The sequence below is a fragment of the Ruegeria sp. genome (assembly GCF_965243365.1).
GTDB lineage: Bacteria > Pseudomonadota > Alphaproteobacteria > Rhodobacterales > Rhodobacteraceae > Ruegeria.
In genome coordinates this window covers 1,263,184-1,279,512 of sequence record NZ_CBDEUW010000002.1, presented here as the reverse complement: position 1 = coordinate 1,279,512, position 16,329 = coordinate 1,263,184, and the positions used below count along the sequence as shown (strand labels likewise).

Annotated in this window: 13 protein-coding genes; 3 read left to right on the top strand and 10 right to left on the bottom strand. The window is 57.0% G+C overall.

Annotated features, from left to right (window positions below):
* Positions 1 to 77: 77 nt before the first annotated feature.
* The 7 genes from ACP0GE_RS10005 to ACP0GE_RS09975 form a co-directional block, all read right to left on the bottom strand.
* Entirely contained in the window at positions 78 to 1,448 is a 1,371-nt protein-coding gene (locus ACP0GE_RS10005; protein WP_424831804.1) for a nucleotide sugar dehydrogenase, read from the bottom strand.
* A gap of 229 nt (positions 1,449 to 1,677) precedes the next feature.
* On the bottom strand, positions 1,678 to 2,442 hold the full coding sequence (locus ACP0GE_RS10000) for a polysaccharide deacetylase family protein (RefSeq protein ID WP_424831803.1): 765 nt from the start codon (positions 2,440 to 2,442) through the stop codon (positions 1,678 to 1,680).
* Between the two features lie 3 nt (positions 2,443 to 2,445).
* A complete protein-coding gene (locus ACP0GE_RS09995; RefSeq protein WP_424831802.1) occupies positions 2,446 to 3,894 on the bottom strand; it encodes a protoporphyrinogen/coproporphyrinogen oxidase in 1,449 nt (482 codons plus the stop codon).
* Complete coding sequence (locus ACP0GE_RS09990; RefSeq protein WP_424831801.1) at positions 3,891 to 4,862, bottom strand: lysylphosphatidylglycerol synthase transmembrane domain-containing protein; 972 nt, start codon at positions 4,860 to 4,862, stop codon at positions 3,891 to 3,893. The genes ACP0GE_RS09995 and ACP0GE_RS09990 overlap by 4 nt, the downstream gene beginning before the upstream one ends.
* Position 4,863: 1 nt before the next feature.
* Positions 4,864 to 5,775, bottom strand: coding sequence for a glycosyltransferase family 2 protein (locus ACP0GE_RS09985; RefSeq protein ID WP_424831800.1), 912 nt, complete (start codon positions 5,773 to 5,775; stop codon positions 4,864 to 4,866).
* A gap of 462 nt (positions 5,776 to 6,237) precedes the next feature.
* On the bottom strand, positions 6,238 to 7,413 hold the full coding sequence (locus ACP0GE_RS09980) for a glycosyltransferase family 4 protein (RefSeq protein WP_424831799.1): 1,176 nt from the start codon (positions 7,411 to 7,413) through the stop codon (positions 6,238 to 6,240).
* Positions 7,414 to 7,474: 61 nt separating this feature from the next.
* Positions 7,475 to 8,563: an NAD-dependent epimerase/dehydratase family protein gene (locus ACP0GE_RS09975; RefSeq protein WP_424831798.1), complete on the bottom strand. Its 1,089-nt coding sequence runs from the start codon at positions 8,561 to 8,563 to the stop codon at positions 7,475 to 7,477.
* 155 nt (positions 8,564 to 8,718) lie between these two features.
* On the opposite strand from ACP0GE_RS09975, the gene ACP0GE_RS09970 reads away from it, so the two are divergent.
* Complete coding sequence (locus ACP0GE_RS09970; RefSeq protein WP_424831797.1) at positions 8,719 to 9,771, top strand: Gfo/Idh/MocA family protein; 1,053 nt, start codon at positions 8,719 to 8,721, stop codon at positions 9,769 to 9,771.
* Positions 9,771 to 10,691 (top strand): glycosyltransferase, encoded by a 921-nt coding sequence (locus ACP0GE_RS09965; protein ID WP_424831796.1) that lies wholly within the window; start codon positions 9,771 to 9,773, stop codon positions 10,689 to 10,691. The genes ACP0GE_RS09970 and ACP0GE_RS09965 overlap by 1 nt, the downstream gene beginning before the upstream one ends.
* A 22-nt stretch (positions 10,692 to 10,713) precedes the next feature.
* Here ACP0GE_RS09965 and ACP0GE_RS09960 read toward each other — a convergent pair whose 3' ends face one another.
* Positions 10,714 to 11,814 (bottom strand): glycosyltransferase family 4 protein, encoded by a 1,101-nt coding sequence (locus ACP0GE_RS09960; protein WP_424831795.1) that lies wholly within the window; start codon positions 11,812 to 11,814, stop codon positions 10,714 to 10,716.
* A 260-nt stretch (positions 11,815 to 12,074) separates the two neighbouring features.
* Here ACP0GE_RS09960 and ACP0GE_RS09955 point away from each other — a divergent pair, with 260 nt between their 5' ends.
* Positions 12,075 to 13,337, top strand: coding sequence for a glycosyltransferase (locus ACP0GE_RS09955; protein ID WP_424831794.1), 1,263 nt, complete (start codon positions 12,075 to 12,077; stop codon positions 13,335 to 13,337).
* Here the strand turns inward: ACP0GE_RS09955 and ACP0GE_RS09950 are convergent.
* Complete coding sequence (locus ACP0GE_RS09950) at positions 13,334 to 14,863, bottom strand: GMC oxidoreductase (RefSeq protein WP_424831793.1); 1,530 nt, start codon at positions 14,861 to 14,863, stop codon at positions 13,334 to 13,336. The two genes, ACP0GE_RS09955 and ACP0GE_RS09950, sit on opposite strands and share 4 nt — an antisense overlap.
* On the bottom strand, positions 14,856 to 16,322 hold the full coding sequence (locus ACP0GE_RS09945; protein ID WP_424831792.1) for a glycosyltransferase family 39 protein: 1,467 nt from the start codon (positions 16,320 to 16,322) through the stop codon (positions 14,856 to 14,858). Before ACP0GE_RS09945 ends, ACP0GE_RS09950 begins: the two co-directional genes overlap by 8 nt.
* Between the last annotated feature and the right edge of the window lie 7 nt (positions 16,323 to 16,329).

Genomic DNA, 16,329 nt, shown 5'->3' with positions numbered 1-16,329 from the left:
TGTTACGTCATAAAAGAATTTTAGCGTCTATTTCTGCCTCACAGGTAGTGGATTTGCTTCGCTGGGCGGGTGCTGCATCAGAGTTTCACAAGCCTGCTGCCCGCTACAGAAATCCCGGCTTTTGCAAAAACGTTTCTTGTATCAAAGATCAGGGACGCCTCGTGCGCGACCAGATCGTAATCCATTGCGCTATGGTCTGTAATGACAGCCACCGCGGCATAGCGCTTGAGATTCTCTGCCGTCAGCGGTTCCGAGGTGCGTCCCGCCAATTGCGGGTATTCGCCGCCCTCGGGCAGACGGGGAAAGAACGGATCGTGGTAATCTACTGTGGCGCCCAACTTCTCAAGCTCGTCCAGAAGGACCAGCGCGGGGCTGCGGCGGGTATCTTCGACATCGCGTTTATACGCGATCCCCATCAGCAGGATGCGTTGTCCGGTCAGCGGTTGTCCGGTTTCGGCCAGTGCCGAGCCATTGCGCGCTGTCAGTTCTGCCGCCATCCGTGCGGCCAGCGCGGCAGGAACGCCATCGTTGCTGCTGCGCGCCAGGTTGATGATCGGAGTATCCGACCCCGCATCTGCTGCACGCCAGGCCAGATAAGCAGGAGACACCGGAATACATGCCCCACCGATACCCGGGCCCGGATAGAAAGGCATAAATCCAAAGGGTTTGGTCGCGGCGGCCTCGATCACCTCCCAAACATCCACGTCCATCGCCTCAAGCGCGGTCTTCAGTTCGTTGACGAGGGCGATATTGACCGTGCGAAAACTGTTTTCGACCAGTTTGACCGCCTCGGCCGTCGCGGCAGAACTGACGGGTACGGCGCTGGTGACGATCGAACGATAAAAATCTTCGACCAGTTGCCGGGATTGCGGGTCGTCAGCGCCAACCACCTTGGGGATGCTGTGCGTGTCGAACTTGTCGTTGCCGGGATCCTCACGCTCGGGCGAAAAGGCCAGGAAGAAGTCAGTGCCGGCGCGCAGCCCGCCTGCCTCCAGCAAAGGCTGAACCAGAGTAGTCGTAGCCCCCGGCCAGACGCTGCTTTCCAGAACCACCAATTGGCCCGGGCGAAGATGCTGGCCGATAGTCCGGGCAGCGGCGGCGACGAACCGCATGTCAGGCTCTTGCACGTCCGTCAGCGGGGTCGGTACGCAAATCAATATGATGTCCGCCTCGGACAATGCGGCTGCATCCTGAGTCGCCCGGAAACGGCCGCTATCAACGGCTTGCGCAACCCGATCCTGCGCCAGATACGAAATGACCTGTTCGCCCTGATTGATCCGGGCCACCCGATCCGGGTTCAAATCAACCCCGGTCGTGTCAAACCCGTTGTCATATGCGGTCAAGGCCAGCGGCAAGCCGACATAGCCCAACCCAACCACGGCAACCCGGGCGTCACGGGCCGCGATAAGCTGCGTGAGGGACTGATGATGCGAGGTTTCGTAATTCATGATTAAACCTGATTATACAAAGTCACACTGGAATACAGGCGGATTTATCCGCGAAAACGGCTTGATTTCGGCCAACAGGATGAAGGGGATAAAGGGCAAAGCCAACACATTTGTTGGAATCCGAAAAAGCCATCAAACACTGTTTGGAAAATTTGGACAATACATCCATTTTTCGCGCTCTGTTTTCTGATCCGGGATGCGTTTCGAGGTGCGAGGAGGTGTGTTTTCCTCAGTGGCGGGTCGGGGCGAACTTCTCAATACTTCGCATTGCAGTGCTACGGATGCGCCGCAGGGCTTGTCGTGTGGCCAGATAAGCATTGCCCCGCCCCGACAGATGCGATTTCCATCGGGCAATATCGGTGAAATAGAACATCTCCAGCCGGGGCAGGTCATAAAGATCAGCGTTTAGCTTGGCCACCCCCAGTCTGGTGCCCACAGATGTGGCGTAATGTCGGGCGACGCATTGTTGCACTGCCGCCGAGGTCGCGCCATATGGCGGGGCGAAGTGACGAACCGGTTGCCCAAGGCGGGCGGCGATATCCTGACCTGATCGGAAAACCTCGTGATCCAGCGCGGTCGGAGATAATGTGGACAAGTCCGGGTGTGTAATACTGTGGGCACCAAAAACCACACCTTCGGCGGCCAGCTTTTCGACCCGATCCCAGCCCATCAGCGGACGGGGTGGAGTATTGCACCCAACCCAGTTTTCGGATTGGCCCATAAGACCGGACGGAAGGTAAACGATAGGCGTAAATCCCAGATCGCGCATAATCGGCCAGGCGACGCTATCAAAGTCGGTGAACCCATCGTCAAAGGTAATGACCACCGAGCGGGTCAACGGCGGTTTGGCCATCGCATCCGGAGACACGACTGGCAGGCCGGATTCGGCCAAAGCCTGCATCTGTTCACCAAACACGCGCGGAGAGATTGATGTCGGACCCGGGTCATCGGATATCGAATGATACATCAATATGTCGAGCTGAGCTCCGGCCACGGATCAATCCTCGACAATATGGGTGGCAAACACTTCGCGGTATTTGTTCCATTTTTCGCGATCGACCTGACCATTTGGTCCGATGACCTCGGCCGCAGCGTAGGCCATGGCAAATGCATGGTGGGTGTTGTCGTGGGCAAACAAACCCTGCCGCCCGAAAACCAACAATCCATCCAGTCCCAGCAACCACTGATCGACGGTATCAAACCGGCTTTGGTAGTCGACGTCGTAAACAGGGTAAGCGTGGCTGAGTCTTCGTGTCTCGCAACGGCGGACCGGGACGTTGACGGGCAATCCAAGCTGTCCCAGCCAACCCGTAAAGGCCTGCCCCAGTTCTTCATCGGACATGTCCCACCATTTCTCACCGGGGTCGCATGGCAGTTCTGCACACAGTACGGTCACACCCTTCGGCTCGGACGAGGCGGGGTAGTTTTTGGGTTCAGACATCCGGCTGATCGGAATCGAGGTTTCCGGGAAATAATGCGCGTCGAATTCTGTGAACTGGTCGGTTTCCAGAATCAGGTACAGCAGGATCATTCCACGGAACCGGATCGTACGGGCGGCCTCGACCACTGCGGACGGGGGGTCGTTGATCAGGCGTGTGAGGCCTGTCAGCGGGATGGTCGACAGAATCAAATCACCATCCACCCGGGTTTCACCATTGTCGCCGCGAATGGTCAGCCCTGTGACACGATCGCCTTCTCGCTGGATTCCGGTGATCTCAGTCTCGAACAGGAATTCAGCACCATTGTTGCGGGCGCTTTGCAGCATCGCATCCGATATCTGCCCAAATCCCCTGCGCGGATAGTAGAACCGTCCTGCGGTTTCGCTGCGCAGCCCCGGCATCAGCCGCAACATTTTCATGAGGATTTTGCCCACCGAACCGCTGCCGACCCGGCGTTCCGCCAACGTGACAGCCAGTTTGTCCGGATCAAGGCCCCAAAGTTTTCGCACATATGGGAAATAGAAATTTTCCGAGATTGTCGGCCCTAAGCCATCATAAAGAACTGTCGAGAATGTCTCGGGGCCTGTGTTCTTTTTGCGGAACGGCTTCAGGACCATGTCACCGATCAGAGACAGCGCGAAAGGCTTTGGAAGGCGCATCAGGGCATCGGTTAGCTTTAGCGGGAAATGAATCCACTTCCCGCCCAATCGAATTCGCCCGTGCCGGGGCCGCAAAAGCAGGTCGTCACCCAGTAACTTCTTTACATCATCAAGCACTTCCGGCTCGGCGGCCGGATGGAAACGATGCGAGCCAAAATCGCAAGTAACGCCCTCAATCGGGAACGAGGCCGAATTGCCTCCGGCCTGGGCGGCGCGTTCAATCACTGTGACACGCGCCTGCCCTTTGCTGGTCAGGGTATGCGCGGCAGCCAAACCTGCCGGTCCGGCACCAAGAATAATGATATGGGGCTTATCCGTGCCCGCAGTCTGTCGGGAAACATCCGTCACTTGTAATCTTCCTTTCCGGTGGGGCGGGGGGCCAGTTTCAGCCCGGGCAGGCTGAACACCAGCGCGCCAATTCCGCCTGCAACAAACAAGACCGCCTGCCACATCAGGCCAGCCGCAACGATAACGGATGGGTCAGCTCCGAATGGGGTCAGAAATACGGCCAATGTGGCCTCTCGCAGACCCAACCCATTTAATGACACCGGCAACACGGCGACGATTTTGGCCAGCGGCCAGGCAAAGAGCCAGTGACCGATTTCAACACCGGTACCTGCCGAAACTGCAAGCCACCAAGCCAGACCCGCGAGCAGACATTGGATCGCGGTCGAAGCCACAAAGGCCAAGGAAAGAAGAGCAGGCTTGCGTCGAAACTCAGCAAAAGCCACGCTCAACCTCTCGGCGAAGCTGCGGCCGGGCAGGGATGGGGCAATCCGCCATGGGATAGGCAGAAGGCGCGGTAACGCAATGACACCGGCGACGGCAACCGCAAGAAACAGGCCTACCTGAAGTATCATTCCGCCGTCTGCACCTGCATGCCGCGACAAGACCAGGCCGATGCCGGATACCGTCAGCAGGGCCAGCATGTCGATCAGGCGATCAACCGCAGCCACGGCAACCACATGCGCCCCATCTTTGACAACCGTTTGCGCCAACCCGGCCCGAACAGCGTCCCCACCGATTGCGCCGGGCAGACAGAGATTGGCGGCAAGTCCCGCGAAATGCGCGCGAATTGCCATAAGCGGCGGAAATTCTCGGTCCAGCAGCAGCCACCATTTCAGGGCGGCTGCGACATGTGCGAGCAAGAACAGCGCCAAAACCAGCAGAAAGACCCTTAGGGAAATCGACTCGAACGCCTGCCGGATCTGATCAAACGGCAGCAACCAGAACAGGATCGACAGCAATATCAAAGAGCCCACGGCCCTTATGATCCAGCCGCGCCGGATCTTTAAGGAAGAGGGCGAAGTGCTCATCTTACGGCCTGAGATGCAGCCGCGAAATCATGTCCGCGATCAGGCCAAGCGACCAGATCATGATGGCGGCTAGGAACGAGAATACGGCCGTTTCACTCAGGTTCCACTGTGTCAGGTCGTAGAGCGTCTTGAGAAAACCAAGGCCGAAAAAGACCAGACCCAACGGGATGAAAACCCGCAGCGGGTTGAACAGGGTGCTGATCCGCAGGATCAGAATGATAAAGTTCAGAAAGTCGATTGGCCGGATTTTCGATTTACCGACCCGTTTGCCGTATTCGATCGGCGTATAGATCATGCGCTTGCCATTCGACGTCATGCACAGCGTGATCGTCGTTGTGAACGAGAAATTCTGTGGCAACAGCGGCAAAAACGGGATCAACTCGGTCTTGCGGAAGACCCGCATACCGGAATTGAGGTCATTGATCTTGCGCTCGGCCAGAAATGACGCAAACGCAAACAGGAACTTTTTGGCGGGCCTGCGCAGCAGCGGGACATTTTTCATGGCAGCGCCGCGGTCACCGACAACCATGTCCTGATCCCGACACAAGGCCAGCATTTCAGGCAAGAAGCGCGCGGGATATGTGCCATCAGCGTCCATGATGGCGACATAGTCGTACTGCGCCATTTTGATCCCGCGTTTAAGGCTGGCACCATAGCCGGAATTGACGTCGTTATAGGTAACAATGACACCGGTTTCCTGCGCGCGCGCGCGGGTGGCGTCCTGACTTGCGTCATCAACCACGATGATTTCGTAGGGGATGCCAAGCGGATCAAGATGTTCGCGCACGTCGTCGATTGTACTGCGAACAGCGTTTTCTTCGTTATAAGCCGGGATAACGACGCTGAGTTCCATGTCCGCAGTGTTTGGTGCGGCCAACTCATCCGAGGCGGTCATTTCAGTCACATTGTTCATAGAGCTGAACTGTCCTTTATTTCTAATCTAATTGCCGGTCCCGATCTGAGGTCTGTGTTAGAGTCCGGATCAGGCCAAGAAGGTTTATGGTGCGGCATGGTCGTTATACTGTTTTCAAGAAAGCATAGTTGGCAAATTTGGCAAAATTCGAACACTCAAAAGCAAAAAATCATCCTCGGCCTGTATGCGACACTTCCGGCCGTCCCATGGTTTGAAACGCACTGGGCGCCACTGTTCAAGCGTGCTTCCCACCCCCGACAGTTTCGATGCGGCAAGATATCAGTGGAAATGAAAGCCGTAGCATTTGGACAAGTACCCAATTAATCAGAAAAACACGCGCCCATTGTGTTGTTTTGGATTTCGAAGTCCAGAACAAGCTGGAGCGACCGGATGATTTTGTTTTGTGCGTGTCCAAATTGGCAACAAAGCCCCAGTTAAGTCGCGTTTAGTTGCCCGTTTGGTTCAAACCTTGCCGAGTGCTTTTCTAAAGCTCGCTTCTGCCAGTTCTGCGCCTTTGTCCCAGCTGAACTTTGAGGCCTGCGAAAGGGCCTTGGCGGAATATGCATCGCGCATCCCCGGTTCGGTCAGCAAACGAATGGTCTGTTCTGCCAGCCCTGTGTCCGAAAGCGGATCAAAGTACAGCCCCCCATCGCCCACCACTTCAGGCAGGCTGCCGCGGTCGGAACTGAGAACGGGCGTGCCACACGACATGGCCTCAAGCGCGGGCAGACCAAACCCCTCCCACAGAGACGGAAAGACCAGCGCGTCGGCGGTGTTGAGCAATAAAGTCAACTGTTCGTCGTCAATCTCACCGGTGAAAACAATGCTGTTCGACCTGGCAGCGTCTGCGGCGGCGCTGGCCTTGAGGTCCTCGACATTGTCCCAAAACCGGGCGCCCGTGGTGCGTCCGACAATCGCCAGCTTGGTATCAGGTGCGCGGTCCAGTATGGCGGGCATCGCCTCGATCAGGCGCAGTACGTTCTTATGCCGATTAAATCCGCCGACATAGACCAGAAGGGGGGCATCCTTTGGGATGCCATGTGCCTGCCGTGTCTGTTCCAGAAGCTGCGTGTCATCGATGGGTCGAAACACCGCCTCTGCCCCTTCGGTGATTATGTCGGTTCGGTTTGCGGGAACGTGCAAAATGCGCTCAAGGTCATCTGCCGACGCCTTAGAGATTGTCATCACCCGCGTTGCCTGCTTTTTGGCCAGCCAGCATTTTGCTTGCCACAGACGGAAGTTCAGCTTTTTGGGGAAAATCAGATCGGGGAAGCGTTCAGGTATTGTGTCATGAAAACACACCACCGACGGCCGTCGACCAAGCTGAGGGAAATAGGAATATACGGCCGGAAAAAAGAACAGATCGCAGTCCATGCGCCGGGCCGTTCGGGCCATGGTAATCAAATCTGCTCCGCCGCGCGCCGATGCGCCGGACGAGGCTTCGGACATGGATTTATCCGATCCGGCAATTTTGACGGCCACGCCCTCCGGCACAGGGCGGGTCGGCTCTTGATCGAATAATAGTGTGTAGCGGAACCCTATCTGGCGGGCGGCCAGAGCCTGGATCAGATTTCGGGTGAACCGCCCGAAGCCACGTTCATTTTCCCAGGAACTGGCATCAACACCAATATGCAACATTCTTTAACCCAAATGATGACCCCGAACTCCGGGCCGCATGTTTCAAACAGCAGGACCCTGATCAGCCAAACCGGCCCCGCAAATAGTCTGCGGTGGCCGCCAGCCCTTTTTCAAGCGGATAGTTCGGCTCATACCCCAGCCGCAATCTTGCATGTGTAATTCGGCATTCGCCTTGGGCCGAGAAAAGCTCCAGCATGTGACGATCGGGATAGGCCACGCCATCGCCCTTGGAGGCGCGCTTTTTGGCGGCGCGAACCAATGCCTCGAACCGTTGTCGCCCAAGCACGGTCCGGCCCACGGCGCTAATGCGCGCCGCGACCGAGACGGTGTCGGGGCCCGAGGTCTGCTCTGGCTCGGGACCAAGCTGGTTGGACAGGGTTTCGTATGGTTCGGTACGGATATCTCCCTTGCCGATGATCCGGGCATATCCCTGTAGAAGATCCGTCCATGACGTGGGATTTGGACCTGAGACGATAAACCGTTCCTGGCCCAAATCCGGCAGCAGCGCGGCCCGAAGGATGGTCTGCACCACATCATCGACGAAGACACCGTTACACAGGCCTACGGGGTCGGGTATCACCTGCGTTCCATTGGCCAGATTTTCGGCAAGTTGATCGGTCCACAGCGCGCTGCCGGGCCCATAAATCAAGGTTGGTTGAAGAATTGCCGCCGGAACAGGCCCTGCCAGCAATTGCTTTTCCATTTCGATTTTCGCAACGCGATACGGGCTGCCGATATTACTTTCGATAGGGCTGCTTTCGTCCAGATCTTCGTTGGGCCAGCCATCGTAAACGACGATCGAACTGGTGTGGACGATCCGGTCAATGCCCGCGTCCTGTGCTGCACCTAGCAGCGCCGAAAAATCCGACAGGTTCTTTTCCGCCGTGGCCCGAACATCATAGGCCAGATGCACCAGTATGTCGTGCCCGTGCATGGAGGCCGCGATTGTCGCGCGATCGCTCAGCGCGCCGGTCACCACCGTTGCGCCGCGCCTTTCCAATTCTCTCGCGCCATGGCGACTGCGCAAAAGGGTTGTGACCGATGCTCCATTCTCTAACAAAGCGGGCACCAAACGCGCGCCAAGAAAGCCGGTCGCGCCGGTCACAAAGACCTTTTGACCTTGCAGATTTTCCGATCCGGTGAATCTCACTGTTGCCAATCCCCCGCCAATTCAAACTCAAACATGAAATCGTTGCGCTTCAGAAGCCTAGCGCAGGGTGAATGCGCATGCTACTCCGCATCTATGTGATTTGCTGTTATAGATGTCCGGGGTGTGACACCCCTTGGTTTTGAGTGAGGAATTTAATGAAGATCGGTGTGATTGGCGCGGCCGGCAAGATCGGGCAGATGCGCGTGCAGACCATTATTGAAAACCCCGAAGCAGAGTTGGCGGCCGTTCTGGATCTGGAGTTTCACCGGGCCGTCGCCGTGGCTGATGGTGCACCGGCATTTTCTGATTTGGATCGTTTCTTCGCCACGCCGATGGACGCTGTCGTGATCTCGACACCCGCGCATGTGCGTGAGCCTTTGTGCCTGCGCGCCTTTGAGGAAGGCCTGCACGTTCTGACCGAAAAGCCGCTGGCGCCAACTGTCGAAGGGGCGCGGCGGATCGTGGAAGCTGCGAAAAAGGCGGGCAAGGCGTTGGGCGCGGGCTTCAACATGCGGTACTACCCGTCCTTTGCCCATGTCAAAGAGGTCGTCACCTCGGGCGATATCGGAGAGATCGACCATGTTCGCGTATATGGCGGCCACGACGGGTTGGGTCATTTCGCCCATGATTGGGAATATAAGGCCGAGTATTCAGGCGGTGGCGCCTTGTGGGATGTCGGCATTCACATGACAGACATGACACGTTTCATCCTGGGTGAGATAACAAGCGTCTATGGGGTGGCCACTAATAAGGTTTGGAACGAGCCGGGGTCCGAAGACAATGCCGTGGCGATCTTCAAGAATCCCGACGGTATTCCGGCGATCTATCAGGCCTGCTGGAACGACTGGAAGGGTTATCAAAGTGTGATCGAAGTTTATGGATCACGCGGCATGGTGCGTGGGGCTTATGCGCCGATGCAGAACCTGGTCATCACCATGGACAAACCGGGTGGAACACCAAAGCGGGTGCGCAAGTTTTACCCCGAGATCATGGTGCGCGAGAAACTGCAGTCCTGGAAATCGACCGCAGTTCTGTCATTTGCTGGCGAACTGGCAGACTTCATTCGGCTGACGCGTGGCGAAACCGGTTTGAACTGTGCAGATGGCTTTGCCGGTTTGCGGGCTGTCGAAATCGCCGCTGCTGTTCCGGAAAGCTCGCGCAGTGGTCAGCCGATTGAGCTGGAAAATCTAGGGGATATGACAATCTGATGAGCAGCGATCCGACCCTTTCCATCGTTCTTACAATCGTACAAGGCGGTAGCTATGTGCGTGATTTCCTGGAAGCTGTGCGCAGTTTCGATGACCCGCCGCTGCTGGATGTGATCATCCCGTATGACGCCAGCGTCGCCGATGTGGCCCAATACGCCGATGACTACCCCGAGGTACGGTTTCTTGATCTTGGCGTCATCGACCCGATCCGTCCGATTACGTCAGAAGCGGGCAAGCACGAGCTTTACGACCGACGCCGTTCGGCCGGGCTGGCCGCAGCCACGGGTGACATTATCGGTATTCTCGAAGATCGCGGCCTGCCGCAATCGGATTGGGCCCGCACCATTGTTCGGCTTTATGCCGAAACCGGCAAGAACGTGATCGGTGGCGCGATAGAATGCATGGAGCCGGTCAGCCCTCTGAACTGGGCCTTCTATGTCACGGATTTTGGTCGCTATGGCCGCCCCTTCGAAACTGGGCCAGCTGATTGGGTGTCGGATGTGAACCTGACGTACAGCCGCAAGGCGCTGGATGAGACTCAGCACCTGTGGAAGGATCGGTATCACGAGCCAATCGTGCACTGGCACCTGATCGAACAGGGCGAGGATCTGTGGCTGTCGAACGAAGTGGTCGTGCATCACCTCCGCCCCAAAGCAACCTTTAAGGAATTGCTGCCCGAACGTTTCGACTGGGGCCGTTTGTTCGGTGAGATCCGCGTGCGCAACCAAAGTAACGCAAAGCGGCTGATGCTGATATTGGCGGGCCCATTGATCCCGCCGCTGCTTTGGGTGCGCCACTACAAGCTGCAGGCCAGCAAGGGGCGGGGGATGCGGTATCTCAAGGCACTGCCGTATGTCATGCTGCTGTCGACGGCTTGGACTTTGGGTGAGGTCTGGGGATACATCACCAAGCGCCCCTGACAAGCGCCCCCGACACGTTGCGCTAACTGAATCGGCCCGCCAATTCGTGGTATGTTTTTTCGAATTGGCGATGCACCCAATCCGGGTCGAAGCGGTCTTCCCGACTGCGTTTAAGGGCGTTTTCCGCAAGGGATTGACGGCGGGCCTCATCCGACAGGACATCCGCCACCGCAGCACAGATCGCATCGATATCGCCGATGGGCACGACTGCACCAACATCGTCGTCGATCAACTCCACCACGCCAGAGCAGGCGGTTGCCACGGCTGGGGTTCCAGCCTGAAACGCCTCGGCAATGGTGAAGGGCAGCGCTTCCCATCGCGAGGTTAGCAGGAACAGGTCTGCCGCCCGCAAAAGACGGATCGGCTTATCCGTGCGGCCAATAAACTGAAGGTGTGGGCCAAGCCCCTTTTCCTGTGCCAGCGCATGCAATTGTGCCTCGTCCGGTCCGTCGCCGGCGACGATGAAACGATAACCGGGATGGCTGTCTTTCATCCGGGCGACGCAATCAATCAGGATGTCGATCCCTTTCTGCGGCAAAAGGCGCGCCAACGTGACGATCAATCGGTCACCGTTGCCCAATAGCTCGGCCCGCAATTTCGCAATGTCCTCGGCGCTGTCTTCAGGCGGAGGCGTGACGCCCAGCCCGATGACCTTCAGCTTGTCCTGCGGCACGTTTCCGATTGTGGCCAGATCTTCGGCAGAGCGATGGCTTGGCGTAATCACAAGGTCGCATTTCGAGGCGATCCGGCCAAAGGCGGCAATGCGTTCGGGCTCTGACCCGTGATAGGTCACGGCAACTGGAATGCGTCGTCCCATACGCGCAAGATTGGCGACCAGAGCGGGCGCGGATTCATGGCAATGGATCAGATCAGCTGGGTTCTCGGCCAACCACCGGCGCAATCGCCAGGCCGCGCTGGCCGTATGGCCCAACCGATTGACAATCCCGCCGCCGTCGCCTGCCACATAGCGTGTCGGAAGGTCCAGGAAGTCGGGGTACTTGTCCGGCCCCGCCCAAATATCGGCAGTACCCGCAAGCGTCACGCGATGACCCCGGGCCTGCAGCCATTCGCTCAGCCCCAGGATGTGTCGGGTAATACCTCCCATTCCGAACTGGGTGCCCATTTCGACGACATGCAGGGGGTTTTGGGATGGGTTGGTTTGCATCTGAAACGATTGAAGCCAAATTTTCGAACTATTCCTTAACCATACCATGGGCTGTGCATTTGCACATATGGTGATCACGGCATGCCCAAGCCCGGCTGCTTTTGCGGCATGTCCGCAACACAGGGAACCAAGCGCCCGGCAGCAAAGCTTCTGTCTTTCGATTGACCTGTGGATGGTGTTTCATGCCGAAAAGTCATTGGTAATTTGGTACAATTCGCATGCAACCGTTGCGCATTTTGATGTTCACGACATTTTATCCGCCGTATTCTTTCGGAGGTGATGCAGTTGGCATCCAACGAATGGCCCGGGCACTTGTGGCACGCGGCCACGACGTCACCGTTGTCCACGATGAGGACAGTTACCTGATCCTTGGCGGCAAACCGCAACCCGAAGGCAATCCGGACGGCGTCAAGCGGATCGGGTTGCGCAGCCGCAATGGCATGCTTTCGAACCTGCTGACCCAGCAGCTTGGCCGACCCGTCATGCACTCTGCCCGCATACGCGAAATTCTGGCCGAGGTAAAACCGGACATAATCTGGCACAACAACACCTCTCTCATTGGGGGGCCCGGCCTGTTGCCGATGGGTGAAGGCCTAAAGATCTACGAAGCGCATGAACACTGGTTGGTTTGCCCGACCCATGTTTTGTGGCGACACGGGCGCGAGCTGTGCGACGAGCGTCAGTGTCTGCGATGTGTGCTGAATTACAAACGTCCTCCACAGCTTTGGCGTTACACCGGTGCGCTGGACCGAGCCTTGGATCACATGGACCTGATCATTGCCAAAAGTGAATTCAGCCGCACAAAACATCGTGAATTCGGCCTGCGTCAGGATATGCATGTGCTGCCCTATTTCCTGCCGGACATCGATCAGACTGCTTTGCCGGATCCGGCAAAACATGAAAGGCCGTATTTCCTGTTTGTCGGTCGTCTGGAAAAGATCAAAGGGTTACAGGACATATTTCCGGCCTTTGACCAATATCCCGATGCTGACCTTCTAATCCTTGGCGATGGCGACTATGCGGACGAACTGAAAAAACAGGCGGCTGGCAATGACCGGATCAAGTTCCTGGGGCGCAAAACGCTGGAGGAACTCAACGCGTATTATCGCGGGGCTATTGGGTTGATTGTCCCTTCGGTATGCTACGAAACATTCGGTATTATCCTGATCGAAAGCTTCCGATTGGGAACTCCGGTGATCGCGCGCCGGCTGGGACCGTTCCCCGAAATTGTCGAGCGGGCAGAAGGTGGTAAACTGTTCGAAACACAGGACGACCTGCTTGCGGCAATGCGCGGGTTGCAGCATGATCCGGGTCTGCGCGAGGCGCAGTCAGCCGGTGCAAGGAATGCGTTTGAAGAGATCTGGCACGAAGACAGGGTTCTGACTGAATACGGGGCCGCGTTTGCCCGCGCCGCGCATCAAAAAGGCGATGTTGATCTAGCCAGAAAACTCGAAGCTGGGTTGTTTGAAAACGGTGGCTAACCCGCCAGAGTTCCAATTCGATGCGCGTTTGCCATAACCGAAAACGTGATTGTTGTTGCTGGAATGCTTGGCAGGACGGACGCGTCGACAACATGCACGCGGGACAACCCCTTTGGCCGACCCAATATGTCCGACTGCCCCTGCAAAGGGTCAGATGACATGGGCAGCGACGCGCCAACATGAAATCCGGACCCCGGTTCTCCGGCGCGAGCGGCAAAGCTGAGAGTCGAAAGGCCGATTTTACCGAACGCTTTGGCCAACCGGGATGTGGCAGAGCTTATGACCGGATGCGTTTCGGCGTTGTGGGCAACCGAAGGTGTCAGCCGTCCGTCTGACGCAAGCGTCAGATTGATCCTGGCCGAATGGTCGGAATGCAAGAACACCTGTGCCACGATCAAACGCCGGGCCAGTGCTCTCCAAAACGGGGCGGTACCAGGCAGTTTTGAACCGTAATTTGAAACCAGGTCATGGGCGAAGAACTCGTTCCACGTATAAATCTGCGCATGGACCAGGTAGGGCGAGATGTCAGGGTCATCGACCTCAAGAAAGGCTTGGGGCAAAGTGTGAAACGGAAACTGGTCCGGCCTGCGCGGTGCTCGCCATCGGTGTAGGCTGGGCAGAAAGAAATGCTGACTGTCCTTCAGTGTCATTGATGTCAGGGCACCATTGCCTGAGGTCATCAAAAGCCTGGCGGTTTCCAGCACACCCGTTGCGACAAAAACGCGATCTGCGGTGAGCGTTTCCCCGGTGTCCAGTGTCACCGATACATTGCCCGGGGTCTCGTCAAACCGGCGAACGGCACCTGTGCGATGTTCGAATTCGGGATGATTGCGCAGTGTGCTCAAGGTGTTTCGTGCCGACCAAATGAACCCCCACGGACAGCCATGCAAACACTGACCGCAATATGTGCAACCGGGTGCCACAGCCAAACGCGAGGTACCCCCGACGACGCCCAGTTCTGCAAGTTTGGATTTTTGCCGCTCCAATCGGTCCAAAAACCGCCCCGCCTGCGGTGATGGTGTTAGGGCGGTTCGCCCTTGCATGGAAAAGGCAGGCAGAACGTTTTCCAGATCGTCGCTGCGGCCACTTACTGGCATGAAATCCGCCACAGCCTTGTAGTGCGGGGACAATTCATCCGGGCCAATCGGCCAGTCAAAGATATCCTGCGCGCGATTTGGCAACACCGCTGACCCCCAGAGGTTTGACAACCCGCCCTCGGCCATCGAAGCGCGAAGGCCTATGTCGTCCGCTGCGGATAGCGTTGCCCTGGCAGGTTCCATCGCGAAATCTGAACCAAATCGCCGAACTTGACCAGGCGGCGTTGCAAATTGCGGTGCTTGCCAATCTGCTTTTTGCGCTTCGGTCCAGTTCTCGGGTGGCGTACCGGCCATTTCTTCGCGTCGTGTGACGGAATTCGGTTCTGGAACTTTACCCCCGTCCAGCATCAACACCCGCCGCCCGCGGGCCAAAAGCGCTGTGGCCACCGACACCCCGGACGGGCCGGTTCCAATGACCAGATCAGTCATATCCAATTCGTTTCAGAACAAGGATGGATCCATCCCCAAGGGTGCCTGGGAACCGGTGAACCAACTGAAAAACCGATCCGATATCTTCTTTCAACGTTGGAATCATTCTGACGGACCGGGCGGGGAACGGTACAACCAGTACAACCGATCCCGATTGAGACAGAACAGCGTCATAATCCTGTTGAGACATCAGATTGCCCCAGTCCGCACCGAAATAGTCTGTAAACACAGGCCCGCTGTGACCGACCGAGTAAACCCTGGTGTCGACTGACCGGATGTCTTCGGCCAAGGCGAATGAACCGGCCATATCCTGTTTCGGAGCCGTGTAATTGCGCTGAATCAACACAACCGAAACAGCGATCATCACAACCGAGACGGCAATGAACAGGTTGGGCCCAAGCTGTGGCCGGCCTATCAGTTGGCCCACATATCCTGCGCAGGCTGAAACGCCGGCGACAATCAAAATCAGGACAAAGCCGATATCCGAGAAAAAGAAACGCGGCCAAATCCGCATTCCTAACACAGACAGCAGAACCACCATTAGAACGATATGCGCCAGTACGCTCAGTGCGAATAGCGATGCATGATTATGCAGCGCGCCAGCGCCGACGCAGGACATCACGATGACGCACGCAGCAACCACCAAGGGCAGGCTGCCAGCACCGCCAATGGCCGTGCGCACACCTTCGAACACTGTCCAGATCGGGTTTTGGTATTCCGACATCAGATCGACTGCCGAGGTTTCGGAAACCGTGCCGACAGTGTTCAAAACATCCGGAACGACCGGAGCGTAGAACATGGCCAGCAACAGCACCCCGACGGCGGCACCGATCAACGGAGACAGCACAAGATCTCGCGGCAAACGCCCTTTGACGGCAAGTGCGATCACCAGACCCAGCCAAATAAGCCCTTGCGCCGCAAAGAAGAACGCTCCGGTCAGATGTGTAAAAACGGCTGCTGCAAGTACGATGCCATAGGCGATCCAGACACCTCGCCCGGGGTCCCGCACACCGCGCAGGAAAAATATCATTCCCATGGTGCTCCAGAAGGCCAGCTCGGTATAGCCACGGGCATTTTGCGAGAACCAGACCTGATGATAGGACAAGGCAATCAACAGGGCTGATACATGCGCGACCTTGATGCCTGCCACATCCCGCGCAAGCCACCAAATCGCCAATACCGTGCCAATTCCAAAAAGAACCGATGGCAGCCGATAGGCCCAAATGTGGTCGCCAAACACCGAAGCGAAGAACTTGGACTGCAAGGTGAACAGGAAGTGATTGTTCATGGAATAGCCCTGCAGAACTTCGTTCCAGGGGCTGTTCACGTAGGTCTGAATGGTGACGATTTCGTCAAACCAAAGCGGAGCATTGAGGCCGATCAGCCTCAACACAATCGCCAGAGCCAGGATGGCTGCCAATACGATATAGTCAATTGACCTGAGCGCAGGTTGCTGCATCGTTGGT